The 23,762-nt window shown below is 56.9% G+C and carries 19 protein-coding genes; 7 read left to right on the top strand and 12 right to left on the bottom strand.

Annotated elements, in window-relative coordinates; translation table 11 throughout:
* Positions 1-132 precede the first annotated feature (132 nt).
* The 4 genes from D7M11_RS23110 to D7M11_RS23125 form a co-directional block, all read right to left on the bottom strand.
* The gene (locus D7M11_RS23110; RefSeq protein WP_120749638.1) at positions 133-2,514 is read right to left on the bottom strand and encodes a helix-turn-helix domain-containing protein; all 2,382 of its coding nucleotides are present in this window, start codon (positions 2,512-2,514) and stop codon (positions 133-135) included.
* Between the two features lie 191 nt (positions 2,515-2,705).
* Complete coding sequence (locus D7M11_RS23115; RefSeq protein ID WP_120749639.1) at positions 2,706-4,211, bottom strand: type 2 periplasmic-binding domain-containing protein; 1,506 nt, start codon at positions 4,209-4,211, stop codon at positions 2,706-2,708.
* Between the two features lie 129 nt (positions 4,212-4,340).
* Positions 4,341-5,273: a carbohydrate ABC transporter permease gene (locus D7M11_RS23120; RefSeq protein WP_120749640.1), complete on the bottom strand. Its 933-nt coding sequence runs from the start codon at positions 5,271-5,273 to the stop codon at positions 4,341-4,343.
* 25 nt (positions 5,274-5,298) lie between these two features.
* Positions 5,299-6,201, bottom strand: coding sequence for an ABC transporter permease (locus D7M11_RS23125; RefSeq protein WP_240041277.1), 903 nt, complete (start codon positions 6,199-6,201; stop codon positions 5,299-5,301).
* Between the two features lie 372 nt (positions 6,202-6,573).
* Between D7M11_RS23125 and D7M11_RS36510 the strand changes: the two genes are divergently transcribed.
* Positions 6,574-6,738: a hypothetical protein gene (locus D7M11_RS36510; protein ID WP_158606782.1), complete on the top strand. Its 165-nt coding sequence runs from the start codon at positions 6,574-6,576 to the stop codon at positions 6,736-6,738.
* Between the two features lie 55 nt (positions 6,739-6,793).
* On the opposite strand, the gene D7M11_RS23130 is transcribed toward D7M11_RS36510, so the two are convergent.
* From D7M11_RS23130 to D7M11_RS23140, 3 genes are read right to left on the bottom strand one after another with little or no spacing between them, the layout of a single operon-like run.
* Entirely contained in the window at positions 6,794-8,389 is a 1,596-nt protein-coding gene (locus D7M11_RS23130) for a response regulator (RefSeq protein WP_120749642.1), read from the bottom strand.
* Positions 8,386-10,245, bottom strand: coding sequence for a sensor histidine kinase (locus D7M11_RS23135; protein ID WP_240041269.1), 1,860 nt, complete (start codon positions 10,243-10,245; stop codon positions 8,386-8,388). Before D7M11_RS23135 ends, D7M11_RS23130 begins: the two co-directional genes overlap by 4 nt.
* A gap of 51 nt (positions 10,246-10,296) precedes the next feature.
* Positions 10,297-11,832, bottom strand: a complete 1,536-nt coding sequence (locus tag D7M11_RS23140; RefSeq protein WP_120749643.1) for an extracellular solute-binding protein — start codon at positions 11,830-11,832, stop codon at positions 10,297-10,299.
* Between the two features lie 217 nt (positions 11,833-12,049).
* On the opposite strand from D7M11_RS23140, the gene D7M11_RS23145 reads away from it, so the two are divergent.
* On the top strand, positions 12,050-12,319 hold the full coding sequence (locus tag D7M11_RS23145; protein ID WP_120749644.1) for a YqkE family protein: 270 nt from the start codon (positions 12,050-12,052) through the stop codon (positions 12,317-12,319).
* Between the two features lie 177 nt (positions 12,320-12,496).
* The gene (locus D7M11_RS23150; RefSeq protein WP_120749645.1) at positions 12,497-13,279 is read left to right on the top strand and encodes an ABC transporter ATP-binding protein; all 783 of its coding nucleotides are present in this window, start codon (positions 12,497-12,499) and stop codon (positions 13,277-13,279) included.
* Positions 13,280-13,345: 66 nt separating this feature from the next.
* Here the strand turns inward: D7M11_RS23150 and D7M11_RS23155 are convergent, their stop codons facing one another.
* Positions 13,346-14,638, bottom strand: a complete 1,293-nt coding sequence (locus tag D7M11_RS23155) for an ABC transporter substrate-binding protein (RefSeq protein WP_120749646.1) — start codon at positions 14,636-14,638, stop codon at positions 13,346-13,348.
* A 204-nt stretch (positions 14,639-14,842) separates the two neighbouring features.
* Between D7M11_RS23155 and D7M11_RS23160 the strand changes: the two genes are divergently transcribed.
* Together D7M11_RS23160 and D7M11_RS23165 are read left to right on the top strand one after the other, a co-directional pair.
* A complete protein-coding gene (locus D7M11_RS23160; protein WP_120749647.1) occupies positions 14,843-15,262 on the top strand; it encodes an Rrf2 family transcriptional regulator in 420 nt (139 codons plus the stop codon).
* 134 nt (positions 15,263-15,396) lie between these two features.
* Positions 15,397-16,689 (top strand): MFS transporter, encoded by a 1,293-nt coding sequence (locus D7M11_RS23165; protein ID WP_120749648.1) that lies wholly within the window; start codon positions 15,397-15,399, stop codon positions 16,687-16,689.
* An 8-nt stretch (positions 16,690-16,697) separates the two neighbouring features.
* Here the strand turns inward: D7M11_RS23165 and D7M11_RS23170 are convergent, their stop codons facing one another.
* Both D7M11_RS23170 and D7M11_RS23175 read right to left on the bottom strand, forming a co-directional pair.
* Positions 16,698-18,446 carry an ATP-binding cassette domain-containing protein gene (locus D7M11_RS23170; RefSeq protein ID WP_120749649.1) on the bottom strand — a complete coding sequence of 583 codons (1,749 nt, stop codon included), beginning with the start codon at positions 18,444-18,446 and terminating at the stop codon, positions 16,698-16,700.
* A complete protein-coding gene (locus D7M11_RS23175; RefSeq protein WP_158606783.1) occupies positions 18,437-19,279 on the bottom strand; it encodes an energy-coupling factor ABC transporter ATP-binding protein in 843 nt (280 codons plus the stop codon). Before D7M11_RS23175 ends, D7M11_RS23170 begins: the two co-directional genes overlap by 10 nt.
* A gap of 154 nt (positions 19,280-19,433) precedes the next feature.
* On the opposite strand from D7M11_RS23175, the gene D7M11_RS23180 reads away from it, so the two are divergent.
* Together D7M11_RS23180 and D7M11_RS23185 are read left to right on the top strand one after the other, a co-directional pair.
* Positions 19,434-20,000, top strand: a complete 567-nt coding sequence (locus tag D7M11_RS23180; protein ID WP_120749651.1) for a biotin transporter BioY — start codon at positions 19,434-19,436, stop codon at positions 19,998-20,000.
* Between the two features lie 223 nt (positions 20,001-20,223).
* Positions 20,224-21,696, top strand: coding sequence for a hypothetical protein (locus tag D7M11_RS23185; RefSeq protein WP_120749652.1), 1,473 nt, complete (start codon positions 20,224-20,226; stop codon positions 21,694-21,696).
* 92 nt (positions 21,697-21,788) lie between these two features.
* On the opposite strand, the gene D7M11_RS23190 is transcribed toward D7M11_RS23185, so the two are convergent.
* Both D7M11_RS23190 and D7M11_RS23195 read right to left on the bottom strand, forming a co-directional pair.
* Positions 21,789-22,715, bottom strand: a complete 927-nt coding sequence (locus D7M11_RS23190; RefSeq protein ID WP_120749653.1) for an NHL repeat-containing protein — start codon at positions 22,713-22,715, stop codon at positions 21,789-21,791.
* Positions 22,716-22,815: 100 nt separating this feature from the next.
* Positions 22,816-23,673 carry a phytanoyl-CoA dioxygenase family protein gene (locus D7M11_RS23195; protein ID WP_120749654.1) on the bottom strand — a complete coding sequence of 286 codons (858 nt, stop codon included), beginning with the start codon at positions 23,671-23,673 and terminating at the stop codon, positions 22,816-22,818.
* Positions 23,674-23,762: the final 89 nt, after the last annotated feature.

Consider the following 23,762-nt stretch of genomic DNA (forward strand, 5'->3'; position numbering starts at 1 on the left):
TACTGTATGGCACCGCTTTCATTTCGGATATCGCTATTTTTGCGATTCGGATCGTTAATTCATCCTCCGGGTATCTTCAAAACGTACAATCGCATCTTCAAAATATGCGGATGCAGACGCCAGACCGCGCTGCTATTCCGCCTTGGGAAATACGCTTTCCCGATACGTCCCGGGCGTGACGCCCTCCAGTTTTTTGAAAATACGGATGAACGCATTGACATCGTGGAAGCCGACGCGGCCGGCCACATCGGATACGCTTTTGTTGCCGCTGCCGATGAAACGCTTCGCCTGGGAGATGCGCTCGCGGTTGATGCGGTCGAGCAGCCCCTCGCCCATCTGCTCCTTATACAGCTTCGATATATAAGCCGGCTTCAAGTCGAAATGCTCGCCGATCACCGTAATGTTCAGATTCGGGTCCTCGTACCTCTCGGCGATGAACGCCGATACCCGCGCCGCCAAATCCTGTAGGGCAAGCTTGCGGGATTCCTCCATATGCTGCTTCCGCTTCGCCCCTGTATAGTCGCATACGTCTTGCAGCAGCTCGGTCAGCTGCGCCCGCATGTCGGCGACCGTTTCGCAAGACGCCAGCTTCTCGATCCGCTTCCCCCGCTGGAACAGCTGCAGAGCGGCTCCTCCTCCCACCTCGCTGACGCCCTTCATCAGCGTGCCGACGAGATCGAATACGAGACATCTGGCGACTGGGGCCGGCAGCGTGTTCGATTCGAAGTTGCGCGCGATCAGGTCGAGCAGCAGCGGCTCGGCCCCCGCCTCGTCGCCGGCTTTGACGAAATTGATCAGCTGCTGTTCCGCTTGCAACGGATAATAATAGCCTTCGTCCGGCTCAGTCGCAGCGGTGTTGTGAATGTCTTCGTAGGACAAAATATCGCTGTCGCCCATGACGAGCTTGTATTCCATCGCGTCCAGCGCCTCGTTGTAGGCTTGCGGGAGGCTCTGGAGCGTCCGGTGGACCGAACTGAACGACACCGACAGGCGAATATGGAATTTCGCATTCAGGAATGTACGAATTTCACGAGCGATCCAGTACAGCTCCCGCTGCCGCTCTTCGGGATTCGGCTCGGCGAAATTGATCAGACACGCCAGCGCCCCGCCCACCTCGGCGACATAGCCGCGATGGCGTACGGAAACCAGTTCTTCGGTTATATTCGTCACGATAAAATGGAGCAGCTTCAACTTGTCGGCATATTCGCCCGGAACGCCGTCCGGAAACGGCTCGCTTTCGTCGGCGCACAGCAGCATCACGGCAAAATCGTCGGTCTCGAAGCGCATATCGAAAGCCGCGAGCGACTCGCTGACCGGGACGTGCGAATCGGTTCGGCCTCGCAGCAGCTTGGCGATAAAATGGGCGCGGACGATCGAATGCTGCTGCTTGACGCTTCTTCTCAGCCGGTCCATTTCGTCCAGCGTGCTGACGAGCGCCTCCTGGATGAAGCGAAATTCGTTGTAGCCGCGGCCGCTTCCCTTCGACTCCGCAGGCCGGACGTCCAGCGACTGCACAATGGAGCGGAGAGGATTGTAATGGCGGCGGGCAAAAAAGTAAGTTAGAATACCTCCGCCGAGCAAGCTGACGGCAATGCTCAAATAAGTGAAAGCGCGCACTCGCTGCGCCTTCTCCCAGAAGATGCCACTCGGTATGAGCGTAACGTATTTCAGCTTCGTCTCGGCCGATTCGATGGCGGACACCTCATAACGCCTGTCTCCGTCCTGCCAAAAAGCGGCTTGCTCGCCCGACGCGCGGGATATGGGCAGCCCGTTAAGCATCGATTCGCCCAAACTCGAAACGAGCAGCTCGCCCCTTTCGTTATAAATCGCAATATGCCCCTTGTTGAACAGCTCCATGCTACCGAACGCGCCGAGAATGCGGGATTGGTCGATCATGATCACATTCGTGCCGACCGGCTGGCCGTTATCGCCGGGATGGGCGGCCACGTAAGCGACTGTTTTCTTCGGCACCCCGTCCTCGGTAACCCGGACGGACGGAATAAAACCCGGCGACGAACCGCTCTCGACGAGCGATTTCCAGCTCTCGAAGGGAAGCGCTTTATTATCATGCAGCAGCTTATAGCCGAATGCGGAATCCCGGTACAGATTCGGCAGCAGCAGCAGCTTTTGATTGGCCAAATAAATGTAGAACAGGTCGATTTGCGGGAAGGAGGTTTTGTATACGTTCAAATCCTGCGTTATTTGGTAAAGGTCGTAGATCAGATCCTGGGGATAATTTAAGTATTTGTTGGAGTACAGCAGCTGTCTGACTTTGAGGTTCCAGCCCAGCTCGAAGCTGAGCCGCTTCATGTCGGCAAATTCGCCGTCCATCACGCTGCGGAACTGCTCCAGCATGGAGCCGTTCGCTTCATGGATTTCGTTCTCGAGCATGCTGCTCGATTGGACGTAAACGATAATGCTGATGAGGATGGGGAACAAGAGGACAACGGCATACGAAAGGAGCCACGTAACCAGGACACTTTTCGAATTGATGCGGAACTTCGCCTTCGGCATACTATCCCCTCCGCCAAATCGGTATGCGTTTGTATCCTTATATTAACGCGTAATGAAAACGCGTACAACCGCAACTTCCCGAACCCGTCTAAGGCGCGCACAACGCGAAAAAGGGACCGCCCCCCGGGTGCTAGCAGTCCCACGGTTGACGGTCCTATCTGTCGCCGGCTTCAAGCGGCGTCAAGAAACGATTATTTTTTCGAGGAAGCGTACCATTCGTTGGCGGCTTTGATCATTTCGTCTCCGCCGTCCGCTTTCCAAGCGGCAAGGAACTTGTCGTAGTTGCTGATCGGCTCTGCGCCGGTCAAATATTTGATGAACGTGTCTTCCATCAGCTTGTTCAGCTTGATCGCGTTTTTGGCGACGGCATCGATCGGAGGCGCGAAAGCGAGCGGATCGACGATGGTGCTGCCTTTGGCGTTCTCTTGAATTTTGTTGTACGCGTCGGTCAAGATAGGATCTTTACGAACGCGAGCTTGCCAGTAGATCGGATAGTTTTTCTCGTCAACGCCGGTCAGGAAGCCGCTGCCGTTGTTCAGATCGTCATTGAACTTAGGCAGGATCGGTACATAGTTGCCGTTTTCCACTTTGTGATGGACGCCTTCTTGGCCGATCGTGGCGCCTTTGTGGATTTCTTTGTCCAGCTTCAGATCCAGATACTTAATAATTTCTTCTTTATTTTCGGCCCATTTCGGAATGGCTGCATAATAGCTGATGCCGGCTGTGCCTACAGCGGCGGTTTTGCCGTTGTTGTCTTTGATGAGCGGCAAAATGCTGATTTTGCCGTTCGGGAAGTTTTTCAGCAAGGCCGAGCTGATCGATGGCGCATTGTAATACCCGTTTGCCATCATGGCCGCTTTGCCGCTCGTGAAGTTCTCGATGACCTTGTTGCCTTGGTTGATGGACCATTCGGCATCGATGAGCTTCTCGTCATACAGCTTCTTCATGAACGTCAAGTAGTCTTTCATGGCCGGACTTTCGACCATATGCGTAATTTTTCCGTTCGTTTCCGTCCAGCTCGTCGTCAGGCCGAACGTCGTAGCGATTTGTTCGACCATCGGGCTTTTGCCACCGGTAAGCGGGATAACGTTCTTTTTCTCTTTAATCGTTTTCAGAACGTTGTAGAACTCGTCGCGAGTCGTCGGGTTTTTCAGACCGAGCTCATCCATCCAGTCTTGGCGGACGAACAGACCGAGGTTCACGACTACGCCGGAGCCGGTTTGCGGAATTCCGTACGTTTTGCCGTTCAGCTTCGCGCCGTTCCACGACTTTTCGCTGATGACGCTTTTCAGGTTCGTGCCGTATTGCTTCACCAGATCGTCGATCGGCTCAAGCGCGCCGGCGGCAGCCAGTTTGGCATACTGGGAAGCGCCCAAAATCATGAACGAGTACGGCTCTTTGTTCGCCATGAGCAGGTTCAGCTTCTCGTCGGCGTTTTCAACCGGCAGCATGTCGTACGTTACTTTGTAGCCGGTCTTCTCGTTCAAAAATTTGGCCGTAAATTCCGCGTTCGGGTCGAAACGGCCGTACTGCATGAGTGCTTTGAGTTCCGGTTTCGGCTTGTTCGCGTCAACCTGCTTGCCTGTATCCGCCGGAGCCTGGCTTCCCGATTTTTTCGTATCGCCGCCGTTGCCGCAAGCAGCTACCGCGAGTGCCAGCGTAGCGACCGATACGGCCGACAATGTTTTCTTTAACATAGTTGAACCTCCCTTTGAACTGTGCAGATCGTTGAAGCGTGTGGATTGTTCCTCATAATCGGTGTTTGCGAAGCGCGTACCATTCGTTTTTCCGCACCACCACCTTTCAGACCGGGCAAGTCTCTCGGATCAGCCCTTCACGGAGCCGACGAGAACGCCCTTCACGAAATATTTTTGCAAGAACGGATATACGACCAAAATCGGCAGTGTAGCCAGAATGATCGAAGCCGCCTGAATCGCCTGTGGGGACGTATTCATCGCCGCATCGATATTGATGTCCTGCCCTGTTCGCAAGAAGGCGTCGCTGGACGAGACGAACAGTTCTTTCAAATACAGCTGCAGTGGCTTCAGATGCGCCGAGTTGATATAGATGAGCGAAGCAAAGTAATCGTTCCAGAACTGCACCGCGAAGAACAAGGCGATCGTCGCCAGCACCGGCATCGAGAGCGGCAGCATGATCCGCCACAAAATCGTCAGGTTGCCCGCGCCGTCGAGCTTGGCCGATTCCTCGAGCGAATCCGGCAAGCTTTCGAAATAGTTTTTAATAATGAGCATGTTGTACACGCTCACCATCGCCGGCAAGAACAGCACCGGCAGCTTGTCGATCAGGTGAAGCTGCTGCATGAGCAGGTAGGTCGGAATGAGCCCCCCGCTGAACAGCATCGTGAAAATGTACATCAGAATAAAAAACTTGCGTCCGCGCAGGCGCGGCTTCGATAGCGGGTAGGCGGCCAAAGTCGTCATGGTCAGCGCCAGCAGCGTGCCGACAACGGTAACCGTAAGCGATACTTTAAACGCGTTAAGAAACATCGAATTTTGTACGACGTATTTATACGTCCCGATCTGAAAATCGACCGGCCACAGCGACACGATGCCGGAGACTACCGCCGCCTCGCTGCTGAACGATTTGGCGATCAGGTTGATGAACGGAAATATGGTTGTCAGTCCTAGCAGGACGAAAAAGAAGTGATTGAATACAACAAATACTTTTTCCCCTATGGACGTTTTAATGCGGCGAGACTTTACTTTTCCAGCGCCGTGGGCGGTACTTTCAGCACTCATGGCAGATCCCCCTTCCTTGTTGCCATTACCAGATCCCCTGCTTGAGGAATTTGCGGCTTAAGTAATTGCCAGACATGATCAGGATAAACCCTACGACCGAATCGAACAGGCCGACGGCCGTCGAGAAGCTGTAGTCCTGATTGCCGAGACCGATCCGGTACACATACGTGCCGATAACGTCGGAGACGTTGTAAACGCCCGGGTTGTACATGACGAGAATTTGCTCCGTACCGGCTTCGAGAACATGACCGAGACGCAAAATAAACATGAGCAGGATGATCGGAATCAGTCCCGGAAGCGTAACATGCACCGTTTGCTTCCACTTGCCTGCGCCGTCGATTCGAGCCGCTTCGTACAGCTGCGGATCGATGCTCGTGAGCGCCGCCAAGTAAACGATCGTGCTCCAGCCGGTTTCTTTCCAGCCGGCGGTAAAGATGAGCACCGAGCGGAAAATTTCGCTATCGAGGAAAAAGCGGATCGGCTCGCCTCCGAGGGAGACGATGATTTTGTTCACCAAACCGCCGTTCGTGGACAGCAGGTCGATAAACAGGCCGCTGACGATAACCCACGACAGGAAGTGAGGCAAGTAAATGACGGTTTGGACGCCGCGCTTGAACAGCATATGTTTCAGCTCGTTCAGCATGATGGCGATAATGATCGGGAGCGGAAACAAAAAGACAATTTTGTACAAGGAAATAATGAGGGTATTCTGGAACACATGCAAAAAGCTATCGTTCGAAAACAGCTTCTCGAAATGCGTCCATCCGACCCACGTACTTGCGGCCCGGTCGAAAATGTTGAAGTCTTGGAAGGCGATCACAATGCCGTACATCGGCGTGTACTTGAATAGCAATATGAATGCGATACCGGGAAGAAGCGCCAAATATAAATCCCAGTCTTTGCGTATATCCGACCATAACGTTTGCATATACGTTTTCGGAGCTTTCGGTGCGGGACCGGTGCCTTCGGTCGTTGCCGGCTTCATCTGTTTGTCCCCCTTCTGATCGATCGGAGCTGCCTGCTTAGGGGAGCCTCTTCCGTCGTTCATTATGTCTTGTTATAAGCATAGCAAATGGCGTCCCCGTCTGTACCGGACTACTTTTACGTGTTTTGGTACTTTCGTGACAACGTTGCTGCGTCTGCTCTTACGGGGGCGCAAGCAGCTCCGACAGGCGGAGGAACGCCGAAGAAACCCGGCCGCCTGCTCCGGGCTTTACATTCCAAAAACATCCCAATAATACCGGGTTAACCGAGGTGTGATACAATGGAGATAAGACTAAAACGGGGAGGCGCATGTACCATGATCGTGTTCGATGTCGTCTATAACGGAGCGGTGCAGGAAACGCTGAGGCCTTCCAATCAAAATCGCACGGAAATGTACTGGTTTCTGGTCGATCGCATTCCCGTTTTGCAGCAAAAATACGGCTCCCTGTTTACCGTGTACCGAAGAACGATTCAGGAATAACCGCTCCCCTGCACTGGGAGCGTAATCCCATTTCGAACCGCCGGGCGGGACGGTCCTACGGCCTGACCTCGCCCGGCGTAACGCCCCAATATTTGCGGAATACGCGCGTAAAGTAGCTGCCGTCGTGATAACCGACCATCGCCGCCGCCTCGCTGATCTTCGCGCCGTCGAGCAGCGCCGTCTTGGCGCGCTCCATCTTGCGTTCGATGACGTACGCGGAGAACGACTTGCCCGTCTCCTGCTTGAACAGACGGCTCAGGTACGAGGAATTGACGAACAGCCGGTCGGCTACCTGATGCAGCGAAATATCTTGATCCATCTCCTCTTCCACGATGCCGAGCAGCTGCTTCACGATCTGGTGGCTGACGGACATGCGCTGCTTCTGCACATACCCGGCGGCCCTGCGCACGACTCGCAGCAGCAGCGCGTGAACCTGCTCCTTGTGGCCAAGCGATTGCGGGCTCAGGAAATGCACGAAGTCGTCCCCGGCCAGCTCCTTGAACGGCCAGCCTTGCTGCTGCATGATCCGGATCAGCAGCGCGCTGAAATACAGAACGTTCTCCTGCACGTCATCCACCGATACGGCATCCGTAATCCCGCTGAAAGACCACAGCGCCTCCAGCGCCTCCGTCGCCTTGTTCTCGTCGCCGGTCTGCAAGGCGATCTCAAGCGACTTCTCCATATTCGGATCGGTCGGCAGCATCGGCCGGTTGCCGGGCTCTTCCCGGAACGGAATGGCGATGTTGCCTCCGTAGACAATCCGGTTCTGGAGCGCGCGCACGGCTTGCCTGTACAGCTCCGGTACCTCATCGCGGCTTCCCGTCGTCCGGCAAATGCCGCCGCTCGCCGTTAGCTTCAAACATTCCTTCACGGTCGACAGCAGCCGGGCTACATCCGTATTGATCTGCAGCATGACCGCGTCCGCTTCCTTGTCCGAAGGCACTTTGTATATAAGCGCAGTCGGTCCGCCGGGGTCGGAGCATACCCAGAAGTCCGGCAGCACCTCCTTGGCGATGCCGCCGAGCGCGAATTGCAGCAAGGGCATATCCTGCTGCTGAAACCGCGTCTCTTCCTCCGGCACCGGATCGATGTCGATGGCGACGACCGCATAACGGGCCTCCCGTTCCAGCTCCAGCTGCACGTCCTGGCTGCGGCGGGTTACCTCCCATTCGACGAACTTCCCGTTCAGCCAGTTGACGAAAAAGTTATTTTGCAAATGCGGCAAATTGTGCTTCCATTTCTCTTGAAGCGCGTCCTGGCTGTGCTTCTGCTCCAGCTCGCGGCGCAGCTGCCCGGCCGCGTCCAGCACCGCCTGTAATATTTCCTCGTCTCCGGCCGGCTTGAGCAAATATTTGGATACGCCGAACTCCAGCGCTTTTTGCGCATACGTAAAATTATCGTGACCGCTTAAAATAATCGTTTTCGTCATCATTCCCTGCTCACGCACCTTGCGCGCGACGGCAAGCCCGTCCACGCCCGGAATCTGCACGTCGAGCAGCAGCAGATCGGGCTTTTTCCGTTCGATCAGCTCGAGCGCGTCGAGTCCGTTATGAGCCATGCCCACGATCTCGATGCCATGCTGCTCCCACGGAAGGTTGTTGACCAGACTGTTGCACAAGCGGATTTCATCTTCCACTATGAGCAGATTCATGTTGTTCCCCCCGCCTCTTCCTGTTGATCGGTATCCGCCCTCTCCGGCGAAAGCTGAAACGTTTCCTTGCACCTGTCGAGCGGCAGCGATACCGAAACGTTCGTTCCTTCGCCTTCGACGCTGTCCACCTCCATACGCGACCTCTTGCCGTAGACGAGACGAATGCGCGATGCTACATTTCTCAGGCCGTACAAATCTTTGGGAGCCTCCCATGGCGGGAGCGACAGCATCGGCTTGTCCGGAGCGAATACTTGCGCCAGCTCGTCCTGTACATAACGCATCCGTTCCGCCGACATGCCGACGCCGTTGTCCGACACGGTCATATGCAGATACGCGTCGTCCAGACGAATCTGCACGCGCAGCTCCCCGCCGCGGTCCCGCTGCTCCAGGCCATGCAGGATGGCGTTTTCGACGAGCGGCTGAAGCAGCAGTTTCATGATCGGAATCGCTTTGCTCTCTTCTTGAATGTCATAGGCGATGGCGAATTTGTCCAGAAACCGGAGCTGCTGAACCCGCACGTAGTAGTGCAGGTGCGAGACCGTTTCCTCGACCGTAAACGTGTCGCTGCCTTTGCTCAGGCTAAGCCGGAAAAAGCGCGACAAGTTCAGCACCATTTCGCTGATTTCGTCCGCCTCGTAGTTTTTGGCCGCCCAGTATATCGAATCGAGCGTATTGTACAAAAAATGCGGATTGATCTGCGTCTGCAAAAACTTCAGCTCGGTAAGCGCCACCCGAAGCTGCTGCTCGTAGCCGTTCTCGATCAGCTGCTTCTGGTTCTGGATCATCTGATTGAACGACTGGGTCAAATAGCCGAACTCGTCCTCGCGATCCGTCTCCAGCTTGACGTTGAAATTGCCGCGTCCGGCCCGCTTCATCCCTTGCAGCAGCTTCTGCATCGGCGAAGCGATGCCGCTGTACACCGCCCATGAAATCCAGAGCGCCAGCAGCACGCTGATGGCGATGATGACATACGTATACAGCTCCATCTGCTTGGACTTCGCGTACACTTCGCTCTCCGGCTGCATGAGCAGCAGCGACCATTTGTACACCTTCGAATTGACTTCGACGGTGAACATGCTGTCGTCGGCCCGTTTGGCGGCGAGCTGCTTCTCGTCGATATTGTCCGAGCCGGTGATGATCTTGCGGTTGTTCGTCATCAAATAAATTTGCGCGTTCTCCGACGGCAGCAGCGAATGAATCAGGTTCAGCAGCTTCGCCTTGCTCAGCGTAACGGTAAGCAGATTCGGCTGGCGGTTCGGGTTGTTCAGATCCATCGCGCGGACGATCGAGATCCCGTCGGTACCGATCAGATTGCCAAAGGTCAAACCGTCGGGCGTGGGCTCGGAGGACATCGTATAAACGATACCGCTTCCGCTGAAACGGGACATCTGCTCCAGCCATGCCAGCTGTGCCGGATTCGTGATCCTCTTGCTCCCGCTCGCCGTCGAGATCATTACGCCCGAGATCGAATGGTAGACCGCTATTTGCGAGATCATCTGATTGATCGAGGTCACGCTCGACAGCTGTTTCTGCAGCTCCAAATAATTGATTACCGCTTGCGGCGGCAAGCCGGGTCCCGAATTTTCCAGCAGCCGGAGCATATTGCTGTCCGTCGCGATGCTGGTCGATATTTCTTCAACGTTCTGCAGCGTCAAATCGATATAATCCATCGACGAGGACAACGCCGCCTTCGTCCGCTCCGTCGTTTGCTCGACGAGCAAATCCCGCGAGCGGAACGCCAGAAACAAACTGACTGCAACGAGCGGCAGCAAAATAAATAAAAAATAAACGGTCAACCGAAGCTGGATATTTTGACGGTACATCCGGTTGATCCAGCGAAACAGCGCAATCGTCAAAACCCCCGTTTCGGTTCAGAATTCGGTTCAGATGGGAGAAGCGGCCCCCTCCTACCGGCGGTCACTTGCCGGACGAAGGTACCATTCGTTCACTTCGCGGGTGATGGCGTCGAGGCCGTCGCGCTTCCAGCGCTCCACATAAGCATCGAATTCGTCCAGCGGGGTCACCCCGACGATCATCTTGATGAACGTTTCTTGCATCGACGCCGTCAGCTTGGACATATACGTCGCCATGGACGGCGTAGGCAAACCGTCGAATTTATTCGGTATGAGATTGGCTTCGATCCGCTTCTGGTTGTCGTACAGATTAAACGACTCGCCGAGCGAGTCGAGACGCCGTTTCTCCATATCCGGATCGACAACGTCGGCGAGCGAGGAGTACATGCCCCGGTACAAGCTCAGGTTATGCTTTTCGAAGTCGGTCACCATCTTCCCGTTTTGCAAGCTCCACACTTCGTTCTCGAAGCCGAGCTTCAAATTGCGGTGGCCTTCTCCGGCGATGAAATTGAGCATTTTGACGACGCTGGCCGCGTTCGGACTGCTCTCGGGAACGACGTTGTAGCCGCGCACCGGATTGGTCGAATAAACGCCTTTGGCCCCGCCCGGTCCGGTCGGATATTCGAGCGGAATCCACAACGCCCTCGGATCGCGGCTTTTATTTTGCGCGATCGGCCCGCGCGTATCGTACCAGGTGGCCGAGAACAGTCCGACCGTCCCCGATACGATTTTATCATAGTACAAATTCTGAATCCGGTTGAGCGGAAAATCGGGCTCGATCAGCTTCTCCTCGTATAACTTGTGCAAGAAGGCGACCGCTTCCTTCGTCTCCGGCAAAACGTTCGAATACACAAGCCGGCCGTCCCGCTCCAGCCACTGATTCAGCTGCGTGCCGAACGCGCCGAAAAAAGGGGCCGCCCGGCCCAAATTTTCCGTAACGAGCAGCCCGGTCGTATCGTTTTTGCCGTTGCCATCGGGATCGCGAGTCGCGAAGGCGCGTATAACCTCGTAGTATTCATCAAGCGTCCGCGGCGGCTTCAGGCCGAGCCGGTCCAGCCAGTCTTTCCGCACGTACATTAGCTCGATGCCCTTTACCTCGTTCAAGCTCGGGATCGCATAGATGTGTCCGTTATATGTGACTTGATCCCACGCCTCTTTCGGAATCTTCTGCTTCAAGGCGCTGCCGTACTTGTTAATCTCCTCGTCCAGCGGCTTTAGCTTGCCCTGCCTGACGTAGCTGGCCAGCCATACTTCATTGCCCGTATGCAGCATATCCGGCAGCTTGCTGGACGTCATCATAATGTTCAGCTTTTCTTCATAACTCTCGATCGGAGGAAGGAATACGCCGATATCCAGATTCGTGTTTTTCTCGATATAGTCCAAATACGGGTTGTTGTTTTCGTTCATCCCTGGCGGAAACGATATCCCCAGACTGCTGATGACGATGGAGATTTTCTCCTTTTCTCCCGGCGGCTTCCCGTCGTTTTCCCGCTTCGCGGAAAACGGCGACCAGACGACGACGGCGAAACAGGCGGCTCCCGTCGCTGCGGCAGCCGATGCGAGAAGCCATCTCTTCTTATTTTTCCCCATGCGTAAATTCCTTTCCGTTCGACGAATGAGGCGGATAGCCGCCGCAGACCCCCCACAGGCCGCAAACGCTTTCAGCTATTGGCTTTATTTTATCACTTTGACCGTTAAAAAGAAAATGGCGCCCGCTTCCAGTATTCCCGTAAAACGGCTCTCCCATCCGATTGCGCCGCCCGTTTATGGTATAATGATGGTAAGAAAGAAATCCGAGGTGAACGTTATGGCAAAACCTAAAAAACCGCTCTCCCAGGCCGCGCCGGCCGCTGCCGATAAACCGGCTACGCTCAAAGATTTGCTGAACCCCGCTGTCGTCGAAAAGCTGAAGGCCGCCGGCGACGAGCTGAAAGCCGCGGAAGCGCAGCGCAAGGAAGAAACCCGGAAGCGCGAGGAAGAGGCGCGTAAAGTCGAGCAGAAACGGCTTGATAACGATTTTGGCCATCTGCTCGAGAACAGCAAGATGGATTGGCGCAAATACAAAAACAGCAACTGACCGGGGCTAGCGATAAGTGCATACGCCCGGTTTGTGATGCGGAATCCCCCGGACTTTTCGAGCAGCGATGCCGACCCGGGGGTTTTTGCTTCCCATTTTTCGGGTAAATTGTTGATCCTTCACACGCACCATATGATACAATCGTGGGTAAAAAACAAAGATGGGAAGTGGACTAACGTGAGCTCCGTCATAGACGTCCGCGAAGTGAGCTGGAAACGCGACAACAAAATGCTGCTGAAGCATATCGATTGGCAGGTCGCCGCCGGCGAGCATTGGGCCATTCTCGGACTGAACGGCTCGGGCAAAACGACGCTGCTGAATATGATTACCGGCTACATCTGGCCGACGGAAGGCGAAGTCAGCGTATTCGGGCATTTGTACGGTACCGTAGATTTGCGCGAGCTGCGCAAGTCGATCGGCTGGGTCAGCTCTTCGCTGCAGGAAAAGCTGCATATGAACGATAAAACCCAGCATGTCGTTTTCAGCGGCAAACACGCGACGATCGGCATGTACGACAAGCCAGAGCCTGCGGACATGGAACGCGTGGAGGTGCTGATGAAGCAACTCGGCGTGTGGCATCTGCACGACCGCCATTATCATTCGTGCTCGCAGGGCGAGAAACAGAAGCTGCTCATCGCCAGAGCGCTCATGGCTTCGCCGAAGCTGCTCATTCTGGACGAGCCGTGCAACGGGCTCGACGTCTTCTCGCGCGAGCAGTTGCTGTCGAGCATTCAGGAGCTCGTCTCGCAGCCCGATGCGCCGACGCTGCTCTACGTGACGCACCATATCGAAGAAATAACGCCTGCGTTTACGAAAGCGCTTCTGATTCGCTCCGGCGAGGTGTACAAGTCCGGCCCGACCCAGGACGTGCTGACCGGATCCTATTTATCCGACTTTTTCCAATCCCCGGTCGAGGTCGAATGGAGGTATGGCCGCGCCTGGCTGCGGGTCATTTCCTGACGGAAAAACGCCCATCCCCGCCGGCCTATCGTTTGCGATCGTGGCTCGGCGGGGATGGGGGGCGTTTTATTTTTTGTTCTGCTCCTCGATTTGCTTGTTCGCGTCTTCCTCGGCTTTGCGCAGCATCGAATTCAGGTCCTGCTGGCTGGTGACGAACGTATCGATAATCGAGCTCAGTTTGGAGCGGATGCCGCCGTCGTTTATGACCGTCGGCACCGGCTTGGCGATTTTCTCCGCGTAGAACGCCTTGACGTTTTTGCCTTTTAAAATATCGAGGTCTTTGCCGAAATCGTTCAGCACTTTCTCGTCCTTCAGCACGGGCACATGCCCTTTCCTCGCATTGGCTGCCTGAATCTCGTCGGAGACGATGTAAGCGAGCACCTCGAACGTTTCGTCCTTATGCTTGCTCGTCGGCATGATCGAATAAAACGGAGCGTTCATCTGAGAGCCAACGCCCTTCATCCCTTCATAATGCGGCAAAGTGACGACATCCCAGTCGAGCCCCTTCTGCACGGCGGCGGGCAGAAGGTCGAGCGGACTCGGACCCGCCATCATAGCCAGCGTCTGGTTCGTGAAGAAGTTGGCCGTATCTTCGGCCGATGGCTCGTTCCCGGGAATTTCGTAAAAACGGACCATCGACTCCACCCATTTTTTCCACGGCTCCGTATTGATCGGCGTTTTTCCCGTTACCGGATCGATAAACGGCAGCCCCATCTGGTTCCGGAAGGCGAGGTTCAGCGCGCTGAACTTGAAGCCTTTGTACTTGATGCCGGCTTCGACGCGCGTCATTTTTTTGGTCAGGTCGTATACCTGGTCCCATGTCATGTCGTCGGTCGGATAAGGAACGCCGAATTTGTCGAACAGGCTTTTGTTGTAATACAAGGTCGAGTTGTTCAGCTCGTAAGGCATGAGCAAAAACTCGCCTTTGTCGGAATACGACCGCACTGTTTCCAGCACACCTGGCGAAAACCGGTTGATGTCGAATTTCTGTTTCGTCATGTACGGCGTCAGGTCCGTTACGAGACGATCCTTCAAGGTGCCGGGCAGCCCGCCCGCCGCCCTCGCTATCGCATCCACGGATACGCCCGCGCCGATTACATCTTCGAGCATGTTGCCCTTGCCTTCAAGCATAACGTTCAGCTTGATGTGCGGCAATTGTTTCTCTACTTTCGCTTTCAGTTCTTCGAGCAGTTCCTTGGAATAGCCGTTGTACAAAAAGTTCAGCGTCACGGGCTCGCGGTTTTCCGCCGCTTTCTTTTCGCCCTCGTCGGCAGCTCCCGTTTGTTTGCCTCCGCATCCGGCCAGCAGCACAGCCATCGACATCCCCAGCACGATCCATTTGTGTTGCATCCGTTTCATTGTTTATCCCCCTTGCACCGTAATCCGGCAGCATCTTGGCCGCCATCCGCCTTAGGCGTGTAGCGGCGTGCCCCCATTTTACCCCACAAGGATCAAGCAATTCTTTCCTATAATTGAACAGTTGCAGGTACATAAAATTGATCTTGACATTATAACTGTAATAAAATATATTTCAGAAAAGCGCAAAGGGAAGGGGGAGGCGGATTGAACAGCGATTTCATCATAGCCGTCCACAGTCTCACATTTCTCGCCCATGTGGAGGAGCGGCTGGCGACGAGCGACCATATCGCAACGAGCGTATCCGTCCACCCTGTACGGGTTCGCAAGGTGCTCAGCCTGCTGCGGAAGCACGGATACATTCGTTCGAAGGAAGGGGCCAAGGGCGGATTCGAGCTCATTCGAAGTCCCGAGGGTGTGACGCTGGACGAATTGTACCGCCTGACGGCGGAAGGGTCGATCAAGCCGAAGTGGCCGAACCCGAATCCGCAATGCTTGATAGGCGCGCATATCGAAAGCTCGATGGACTCCATCTTTACGGGAGCCGAGCAGCAGATGGAGCGTTACTTCGGCGGATATACGATTGCGGATGTGCTGGACATCGTACAGCAACAGGCTAAAGGATAAGCACGCAACGCAATTTGGCTTGTCCCAGCGATTGGGCAATGCGGTGTTTTAGGAGGTTTCGATCATATGACGCCACCGCCGCGCTTATAACTGTAGTTTTTTTTATTACATTTCTTCTCGAGGGGGACCAGGCAATGAAACGCATAAAATCCGACGAAGTTCCGGGTAGCGGCAAGCTGCACTATGGCTGGATTGTCGCCGCCGTTACGTTCGCGTCGCTGCTCGTGGCCGCCGGCATCCGTTCGCTGCCCGGCGTGCTGATGCTTCCGCTGGAACAGGAATTCGGCTGGGAACGGTCGGGCATATCCGCCGCCGTCTCGATCAATCTTGTACTGTACGGCCTGATGGGGCCCTTTGCAGCTGCATCTCTCGAAAAGTTTGGTGTCCGCAAAATGATGGTGACGGCGCTCGCCTTGCTCGCTACCGGCTTGTCACTGTCTGCGGCGATGACCTCGCTTTGGCAGCTCACCCTGCTGTGGGGCGTCGTTATCGGCCTTGGCACCTCGGTCATGGCCAATGTGCTGGGCGTGACCGTGGCGAACCGCTGGTTCGCGAAGCGCAAAGGACTCGTCGTCGGCATCTTAACCGCGAGCGCCGCTACGGGCCAGCTGCTGTTCCTTCCGCTGCTCGCCAAGCTTGCCTCAGACGCCGGCTGGCGCTATGCGGTGTGGGCCGCCGTGGCCGCTCTGATCGTTATGATCGTGGTGTCCGTCAAGTGGATGCGGGGCCATCCCGCTGAGTTGGGACTCCCGCCGTACGGCTCCGACGAGCTCGTTCGGCCGGTTCCTTTTCGCGGCAGCTTGTTCGTTCAGCCTCTTCTCGCCCTGCGTTCGGTTTTGAGAAGCGGGACGTTCTGGCTGCTGGCCGGCAGCTTTTTCATATGCGGCTTCACGACGAACGGCTTGATCGGCACCCATCTGATCGCCGCCTGCGGCGATTTCGGCATTCCCGAAGTAACGGCGGCGGGCATACTCGCCTTCATGGGCGTGTTCGACCTAGTCGGGACGACGCTGTCAGGCTGGCTGTCCGACCGGTTCGACAGCCGCTGGCTGCTGTTCTGGTATTACAGCCTGCGCGGCTTGTCGCTCCTCTTCCTGCCGGCGGCGCTCGATATGGGGTACACGGAGCTGACGTTATTTTCCGTCTTCTACGGTCTCGACTGGATCGCCACCGTGCCTCCGACCGTCAAAATCGCCTCCGACCGATTCGGCGCTGCTCAGGCCGGCATGGTCTTCGGCTGGATTGTCGCCGCGCATCAGCTTGGAGCGGCTGCGGCCGCCTTCGGAGCCGGCCTGCTGCGCGAGTCGCTCGGCAGCTATGACGTCGCGTTTATGATAGCAGGCTTCGTCTGCATGGCGGCCGCGCTCATGTCCGTCCGCATCAGACGCCGGTCTCAAGCTGCAAGCGGCGATGTAACGGCGGCGTAACGGCCCGTCTAGATCAGCCGCGGAAGCGCGAGCATAACGGCCAGCAGCGCCGCCGATGCGGCAAAGGTTGCGCCGTCGCGGCGCGTCAAGCGCAGCGTAACGGCCGACGTACGGCGCAGCCCCGTCCGGGTGTAGCCGCGTGCCTCAAGCGCCAGCGTAAGGTCGGACGCGAGCTGCAGCAGCGACAGCAGCAGCGGCACGAACATCGCGGGCAGATCGCGCAGGCGCATCTTCCCGCTGCGGCGCACCCGTTTGCCGCGCGATTTGGCGATGCGGCCGAACCGGCCCGCCTCCTTGCGCAGCACCGGGACGAAGCGCAGCAGCAGCGAGGCGGCCAGCGACAGCGCCTCGGCCGGAAAGCGGATCAGCACGAGAGGCATAAGCAGCTTCTCGATCCCCCGCTTCATTTCAAGCGGGGTCGTTGTGGCGGACAGCAGGATGCCGCCGACCAAAACGCACAAAATTTTCATAAATTCCAGCGTGGTGGCTAGTGCAGACACTATAGAGAACGTTAACTCCACATTCCCGAACGGGATCGTCAGCCCTGCCGCTTCGCCCGGCTTGCCGCCCATGCCGATTCCCGAGACAACGGCCGATATCGCCGTTATTCCGAGCAGCGGACGCACAAACGGCGTCAGGCTGCGTATCGGAACTCGGCATGCGATAACGAGCGCAGCCGTCAGCACGAAGCCAATACCGAGACCGAACCAATCGCGCTGCACGAATATCCCGATGGAAAAGATCATATAAAACAGCCACTTGGAGCGCGGGTCCAGCGAGCGGATCGACGGGTTCGCTCCGGCAGCGTCATCGCTCCCCGAAGGGCCAGCGTTCCCGGCTAACAGCGGCTCCGGCACCGCCGTGACGGCCGCTTCGGGCGGCTGTGGCGAGCTGTCTGCGGACGGAGCGGCTCCTTCCGCCTCCCGCCGCCCAAGCTGCGCTGCCCATGCGTCTGCCGCCTCCGCTGGCGTCCAAAACGCGGCCGGAGCCGACTCGCCCGACTCCCGCAGCAGCTCCGTCAGCTCCACGCACAGCGGCTTGCCAAGCTGCGCATGCGCCCACAGCTCCGGCTGGGCGGCTAGCTCCGCGGCAGGCCGATCGAAGGCGATGCGGCCGCCTCGTAGCGCAATCACCCGATCGGCGATCGGCAGCAGCAGGTCTAGGTCATGCGTCGCCACGACGAGACCGACGCCCGACGCTTTACGCCGCAGCAGGCTGGCGAGCAGCTCCTCCGCCGCTTCCGGGTCGAGCCCGGCCGTCGGTTCGTCCAGCAGCAGCCAGTCGGGCGTTGGCGCCACCGTGGAAGCGAGCGCGACGCGGCGTTTCTCGCCGCCGCTCAGCAGCAGCGGAGACTGCCCCGCCAGTTCGGGGGCAAGGCCGAATTCGCGCATCGCCTCCTCCGTCCGGCGCTTCGCCTCCGCTCCGGGCAGCTTCAAATAACGCAGGGAATAATCGAATTCTCCCCTGACGCTGCGGGCGAACAGCTGCGCCTCCGGGTATTGGAACAGCTGTCCGGTACGCTCAAGTCCGGACGCTACCCCTCTCTTTTCCGTCATAAGCGGCAGTCCGTCTACCGTGATGCTCCCCTCAAACGTTGCGAGTCCGCCCAGCACATCGAGAAGCGTCGTCTTCCCCGCTCCGTTGCGGCCGATCAGCAGCGTCACTTGCCCGCTTTCCAGCGTGCAGCTCACGTCGCTCAGCAGCGGCCGGGACGCGCCGCCAACCCGCACGCTCACTCGTTCCGCTTTTATCGCCACTTGTCCGTCACCGCCTTCAGCAGCCCGCCGTTATCTACCGGCCTCGCGGAAAGCATTATGCCGGAGCGAAGCAGCCGCTGCGCGACCTGTACGGCATAGGGCAGCCGCAGACCGACCTTCAGGCACGGGCATGCCTCCTCTGACCCGGCTGTGTCGCCCTCGCTGCCGTAAAGGAATCGCTCCGGCGTCCCGTCGAACGCCACACTCCCGTCTTGCAGGGCGATAACCCTCCCGGCTGCGCCGATCTCGTCCATCGCCTGCGTCGTCCAAACGATCGTGGCGCCTTCCTGATGCAGCTTCCTCATGACGCGCAGCACGTCCCGCTTTGCTTCCGGGTCGAGCATCGAGGTCGGCTCATCCAGCAGCAGCACCTGCGCCCCAGTCGCGAGCGCCGCCGCTATGCACAGCAATTGCTTCTGCCCGCCGGACAAGCTTTCTACCGGCCGATCCGGCGGAACATCCAGTCCGACTGCGGCGAGCGCCGACCGCACCCGCTCCGGCATCTGCGGCGGCGGAACGGCTCTATTTTCCAGGCCGAAGCCGATATCCTCATATACGGTTTCCCCGACGAGCTGCGCGTCGGGATTTTGAAACACCATGCGGACGAGCAACTCCTCGTCCTGCTCCCTCATAAGCTTCCCGCCCGTAACCGGTGCGATCGCAAGCCCGCCCAAGGCGCGGAGCAGCGTGCTTTTGCCGCTGCCGTTGCGTCCGACCACCGCGATGCACTCTCCCTCGCCGATGCGCAGGTTCAGCCGCCGCAGCACCGTCTCCGTCTCGTTTCCGGTTTGCAGCCCGATGTCCGCTTCTTGCAGAGTCCATACCGCTCTCACCGAACCTGACTCCTCTCTCTCCAATACGTCAACCTGATTATACAGAAAAATGGTTGACAATTAAAGTGGCTTGCTGTAATTTCGATAATGGCAAGCCTGATAACCGTTTGAACTTGTACGCGCACGCAGCGCTGCGAAAGGGAGGAATAAACGTATGACCGCCTCATCACGGCCGCTTTTTTCGGTCAAAGGCATTGTGTTCAGCGCCTTATTCGGCGCTCTTCTATCCGTCATGAGCTATATCCAGATTCGCCTCGGCTTCTCTCCCGTTCCGATTACACTGCAAAACATGGCGGTCATGATCGCCGGCGCCCTGCTCGGCGCCTACTACGGCTTTTTCAGCATGTTCCTGGTCGTGTTCCTGGTCGCGCTCGGATTGCCCCTGCTGCACGGTCAGGGAGGCCTCGGCCTGCTGCTCGGCACAACCGGCGGCTTCATCTGGATGTATCCGATCAGCGCCATGCTCATCGGCTGGCTCGTCAGCAAAGTAAAAGGCAACGGCTGGGCCTCCTATGCCGCCGTATTTGTGATTATCGAAGTGTGCGGCTCGCTGCTGCTGTACGTTTCGGGCGTTCCGTGGTTCGCTTACAAATTCAACGTTTCGTTTGGCAAGGCGCTGTCGCTGAGCTGCTTCCCGTATTTGCCCGGGGATGCGGCCAAGGCGCTGGCCGTTACGCTGATTATCATGCCGATCCGGCGTATTTTCCCGCGCGTACGGTAACAGTCGGCGTCGTTACATACATGTCAGACGAACAAACACAGCCGCCCGGCGAACTTCGCCTCCCTTGTTAACGATGTTAACGTTTGGGATCGAGTTCCGCAGCGGCTGTTTTCATTTACGTCGGTTTGCTTTTCCATATTTGGCCGCCGTTATCGCAACTTTTCCGCACTGATGACCGTCTAACCATTCGACTTACATTTTATGTAAAGGAAGGGTGACAGGTTTGATCCGCAAATGGATGGTTGTCTTGATAATCCTGGCCCTGCTGCTGCCAATCGTCGGCATCGCCCCCTCGGCAAACGCGGCCGGTAATGCCGGAACCGTCGCGTCTATTGCCGCCGGGCCGATTCGCATCAACGGGCAATTGATCGATAACGCGCATACGAAATACCCGTTTCTGCAATACCGCGACATTACGTACTTACCCTTAACCTGGGACAATACGAGCGCGCTCGGCATACAGCTGTTTTGGGACGATTACGGAACGATGCTGATTAGGAACAGCTACGGCAAAGGCGGGGGAAACTTCATCGGCTGGAAAAAACAGCGTTTCAAACAGGATTTGACCGCGAGTCGACGGCTCGGCGGAACGGTCGCCGTCACAAAAGCCGCCGATCCGGTCGTCGTCGAAACGAGCCTGTTTGACAGCAGTCAGGAGACATACCCGCTGCTCCAATTTGAAGGAATCACTTATTTGCCGCTTACCTGGCAGCTCGCGCACGATCAGCTCAGGCTTACGATGTACTTCGACCCGGCGAACGGGCTCAATGTCATTGGAGGACAGCAGCCGATACTGGGCCCGATCGTTTATGACGACGCCGATTATTTGTATGCCGGCTCCGTTATTATTACGGAACCGTGGCACGGCGGCTTGATCAAAATCCACAAATCGCTGGAGCAGCAGCCGGTCTGGCTGAACAAAGAGGAAGCGGACCGGGTACGGTCTGAAATGGATCGGGGACGCTCGAACGTTCCGTACGCCCGTGCAGCGGTTGAAGCGGACATCCGGGAGGACGGGATTTATTACAAAGGGATCAAATTGCTAGAGCAAGCGGAAAATGCCGTGCCGGGAAGTGTGCAGGCGGGGCTGGAATGGACGACCGCGGAGTTCGAGCTGGACGAAGGCCAATCTTTGCTCACGCTTCAGCGCCGTATCCTGTATCCGGGCGCGGTTTCCTCGTATACGGTTTTCTCCTTTTGGATCGCAAACGGCAAAGCCACGCTCATCGAAGACTTGAAGCGCGAACCGTACCGGATTATACGCAACGGGGATGGCAGCTACTGGATTGCCGCCGACGGACGTTCGGAGCTGCGCCATAGGCTTCCGGATTCGTATCCGCTGGGCCTGCTCGACCCGCAGGGCAACTTCCGCCTAATGAACAAAGAATGGGACGAATTGCAAATTTCGGTTCTCGGCCTCGAGAATACGGACCCGCGTCGGAGCGACGGTCAGCTGTACGTCGAATTGAGCGGCGCTTCGCTGAAAACCTGGCGGCCGAACGGCCTGGCTGGCATCTATACGGTAGATGCGGAAGGAAAGCTGACCAAGCTGCCGGGTTCGCTCCCGGAGAAAGCACAGCTGTATGCAAGCTCGGATAGGCAGCTGTATGCGATTACCCCCTACAACACCATCGTCAACTTAAGCACGGATCAATCGGCCATGTGGTACGATTACGAGCTCGTGGAGAGCGAGTAACCCCGCAGCCGATCGTCAATAACAAATCCGACCCTCGCCTAGGCGCAGGGCCGGATTTTTCGCGTTCGTATTTGCAAAGTAAGATTACCGATTTACGCTTGTACCCGTCTCAGCTTCGTCAAACGACCGTCGGATATCCACTCCGCGACGTAAACCGAGCCTTGCGAATCGACGCACACGCCGTGCGGCGAGCTTAATTTTCCCGGGCGGTAGTACTCTTTGGGCAAATTCGGCCAGCCCTTCTGCTTGTACGCCTGCTGATCCTCGCCGAGATGGGCGAGCAGCCGGTCGTGTTCGTCGAATATCGTCACTCTGCTGTTCAGATCCGGGAAATACATCTTGTCTTCATGAAAATAAAAGCTGCACGGCCTATCCATATCGTGATCCACAAACCGCTTGTGCGTCCCGTCCAGCGTAAATACCTGAATGCGATAGTTGCCCCGGTCCGCCACGTACAGCTCCGGTTCTGCGCCGCTTGTTTTCACGGAAATGCCGTGCGGGCTATTCAGCTTGCCAGGTTCGCTGCCCGTTCCGCCAAAAGAGGAGAGCCACTGGCCTTCGGCGGAATACCGGTGAACCCAGTGTTGTCCGTAACCGTCCGCCACGTAAATGTCCCCGTTCGGAGCGACGGCGACGTCCGTCGGCTTGTACGGTTTTCCTTCCCCGTAAACGTCCGGCAAATCCGGCCGGGTCAGCCGAAGCACCACTTCCCCTTGCAGCGTCGTTTTCACGACATTGCCGTTGTTGCTGTCCGACAAGTACACATATTCGGCGTCCGCTTCGCGATGCAAATAAAAGGCGTGGGCCCCAGTGCCGATAATTCCTTCCAGCTTCCACGACGAAAGATACTTCCCGTCGCGGTCGAACACGACGACGTTCGGCTGGAGCGAATGAAGCACATAGATGTTGTCGTTCCCGTCCACAACGATCCCGTGCGTGTAGCCGAAGTTGATCCCCTCCGGCAGTGTGCCCCATCCTTCTACCGCTTCATACAGCATGGCGCTCGTTCCTGTCCGCAAAACGTATCCCCTACCCTTCCCCGATTGGTCCGTTTTTCCAACGGACTTCTCTATTGTAGCCCAAGCCGTCGCCCCAATAAATGGTCAAAATCGTGACTGGCTAGCATTCCGCCCGGGTCATTTCGTTCGTGAACACGGCCTTGTACTGATCCGGCGTCATCTTGGCCGCCGATTCCGGCGCGTAGTGGAATTGCAACGCTCTTCTCCGCTTGTTCGAAAGATTCGGCGGCGTCCCATGATGAAGCAGACCGGAGAAGACGAGAATGCCTCCCGGTTTGAGCGGAACGGCTTCGTCCCGGTCCACGTCCACGACGGCATCGCATAGCTGCCAATCCCGGACGGCATAGTGCGGCACCGGACCGTTACGGTGGGAACGCGGAATGACGTGCATACACCCGTTGTCCAAAGCCGCCTCGTCCAGGGCGACCCAGACGCCGGAAACCATTTTGCTGAACGAGAAGTTCGCATACGCCATATCCTGATGCCACGGCTTTTCGATGCCGGCTTCTTTGGAGGGCGGCTTCAGCAGCGCCTGGTCCTCGCAAAATCGCGGCGTTTCGCCGAATAAACGCGCCAGCACAGTCATGATTTGCGGATGGTAGCAAATATGGTGCAGATTCGGACAGTAAGGAATGAACCGGTGCAGCTTGCGGACCGCCAGCTCCAGCTCCTCCGGCGTTTGGAAGCCCCCGCTGGCATCCAGCTCCTTTTTGCCTTTGAAGTACTGGATTTTCGGCCCTTCGATCCGTCCGTGAATCGTATCCGCGATGTCCTGAAGCGCCTTCTCCACCTCTTCTGCGGTCAGCGCCTCTTCGATCACGACATAACCCAGCTCGTAGTAGCGGTTGATCGTTTCTTCGGTCACATCCTCCGGTCTTCTTACGCGATGTTCGGCCAGCTTGTCGAACCGGTACATCGTATCGGCAATGTGCTGCGGGTCATCGGTCGGCTTGAACATGGATCTTCCCCCTCGCTCGTTTGACTGTATCGTAACAAGGCCGGAGGCGAAAAGGAATGTGCCGTGACGAACAATGATGTCCTGAAACG

Source organism: Paenibacillus ginsengarvi (genome assembly GCF_003626695.1).
GTDB classification, from domain to species: Bacteria; Bacillota; Bacilli; order Paenibacillales; family NBRC-103111; genus Paenibacillus_AB; species Paenibacillus_AB ginsengarvi.

Excerpts from the sequence above, each read along its gene's own strand:
- D7M11_RS23110 (WP_120749638.1), bottom strand. The coding sequence starts at position 2,514 with ATGCCGAAGGCGAAGTTCCGCATCAATTCGAAAAGTGTCCTGGTTACG.
- D7M11_RS23115 (WP_120749639.1), bottom strand. The coding sequence starts at position 4,211 with ATGTTAAAGAAAACATTGTCGGCCGTATCGGTCGCTACGCTGGCACTC.
- D7M11_RS23120 (WP_120749640.1), bottom strand. The coding sequence starts at position 5,273 with ATGAGTGCTGAAAGTACCGCCCACGGCGCTGGAAAAGTAAAGTCTCGC.
- D7M11_RS23125 (WP_240041277.1), bottom strand. The coding sequence starts at position 6,201 with ATGCAAACGTTATGGTCGGATATACGCAAAGACTGGGATTTATATTTG.
- D7M11_RS36510 (WP_158606782.1), top strand. The coding sequence starts at position 6,574 with ATGATCGTGTTCGATGTCGTCTATAACGGAGCGGTGCAGGAAACGCTG.
- D7M11_RS23130 (WP_120749642.1), bottom strand. The coding sequence starts at position 8,389 with ATGAATCTGCTCATAGTGGAAGATGAAATCCGCTTGTGCAACAGTCTG.
- D7M11_RS23140 (WP_120749643.1), bottom strand. The coding sequence starts at position 11,832 with ATGGGGAAAAATAAGAAGAGATGGCTTCTCGCATCGGCTGCCGCAGCG.
- D7M11_RS23145 (WP_120749644.1), top strand. The coding sequence starts at position 12,050 with ATGGCAAAACCTAAAAAACCGCTCTCCCAGGCCGCGCCGGCCGCTGCC.
- D7M11_RS23155 (WP_120749646.1), bottom strand. The coding sequence starts at position 14,638 with ATGAAACGGATGCAACACAAATGGATCGTGCTGGGGATGTCGATGGCT.
- D7M11_RS23165 (WP_120749648.1), top strand. The coding sequence starts at position 15,397 with ATGAAACGCATAAAATCCGACGAAGTTCCGGGTAGCGGCAAGCTGCAC.
- D7M11_RS23180 (WP_120749651.1), top strand. The coding sequence starts at position 19,434 with ATGACCGCCTCATCACGGCCGCTTTTTTCGGTCAAAGGCATTGTGTTC.
- D7M11_RS23195 (WP_120749654.1), bottom strand. The coding sequence starts at position 23,673 with ATGTTCAAGCCGACCGATGACCCGCAGCACATTGCCGATACGATGTAC.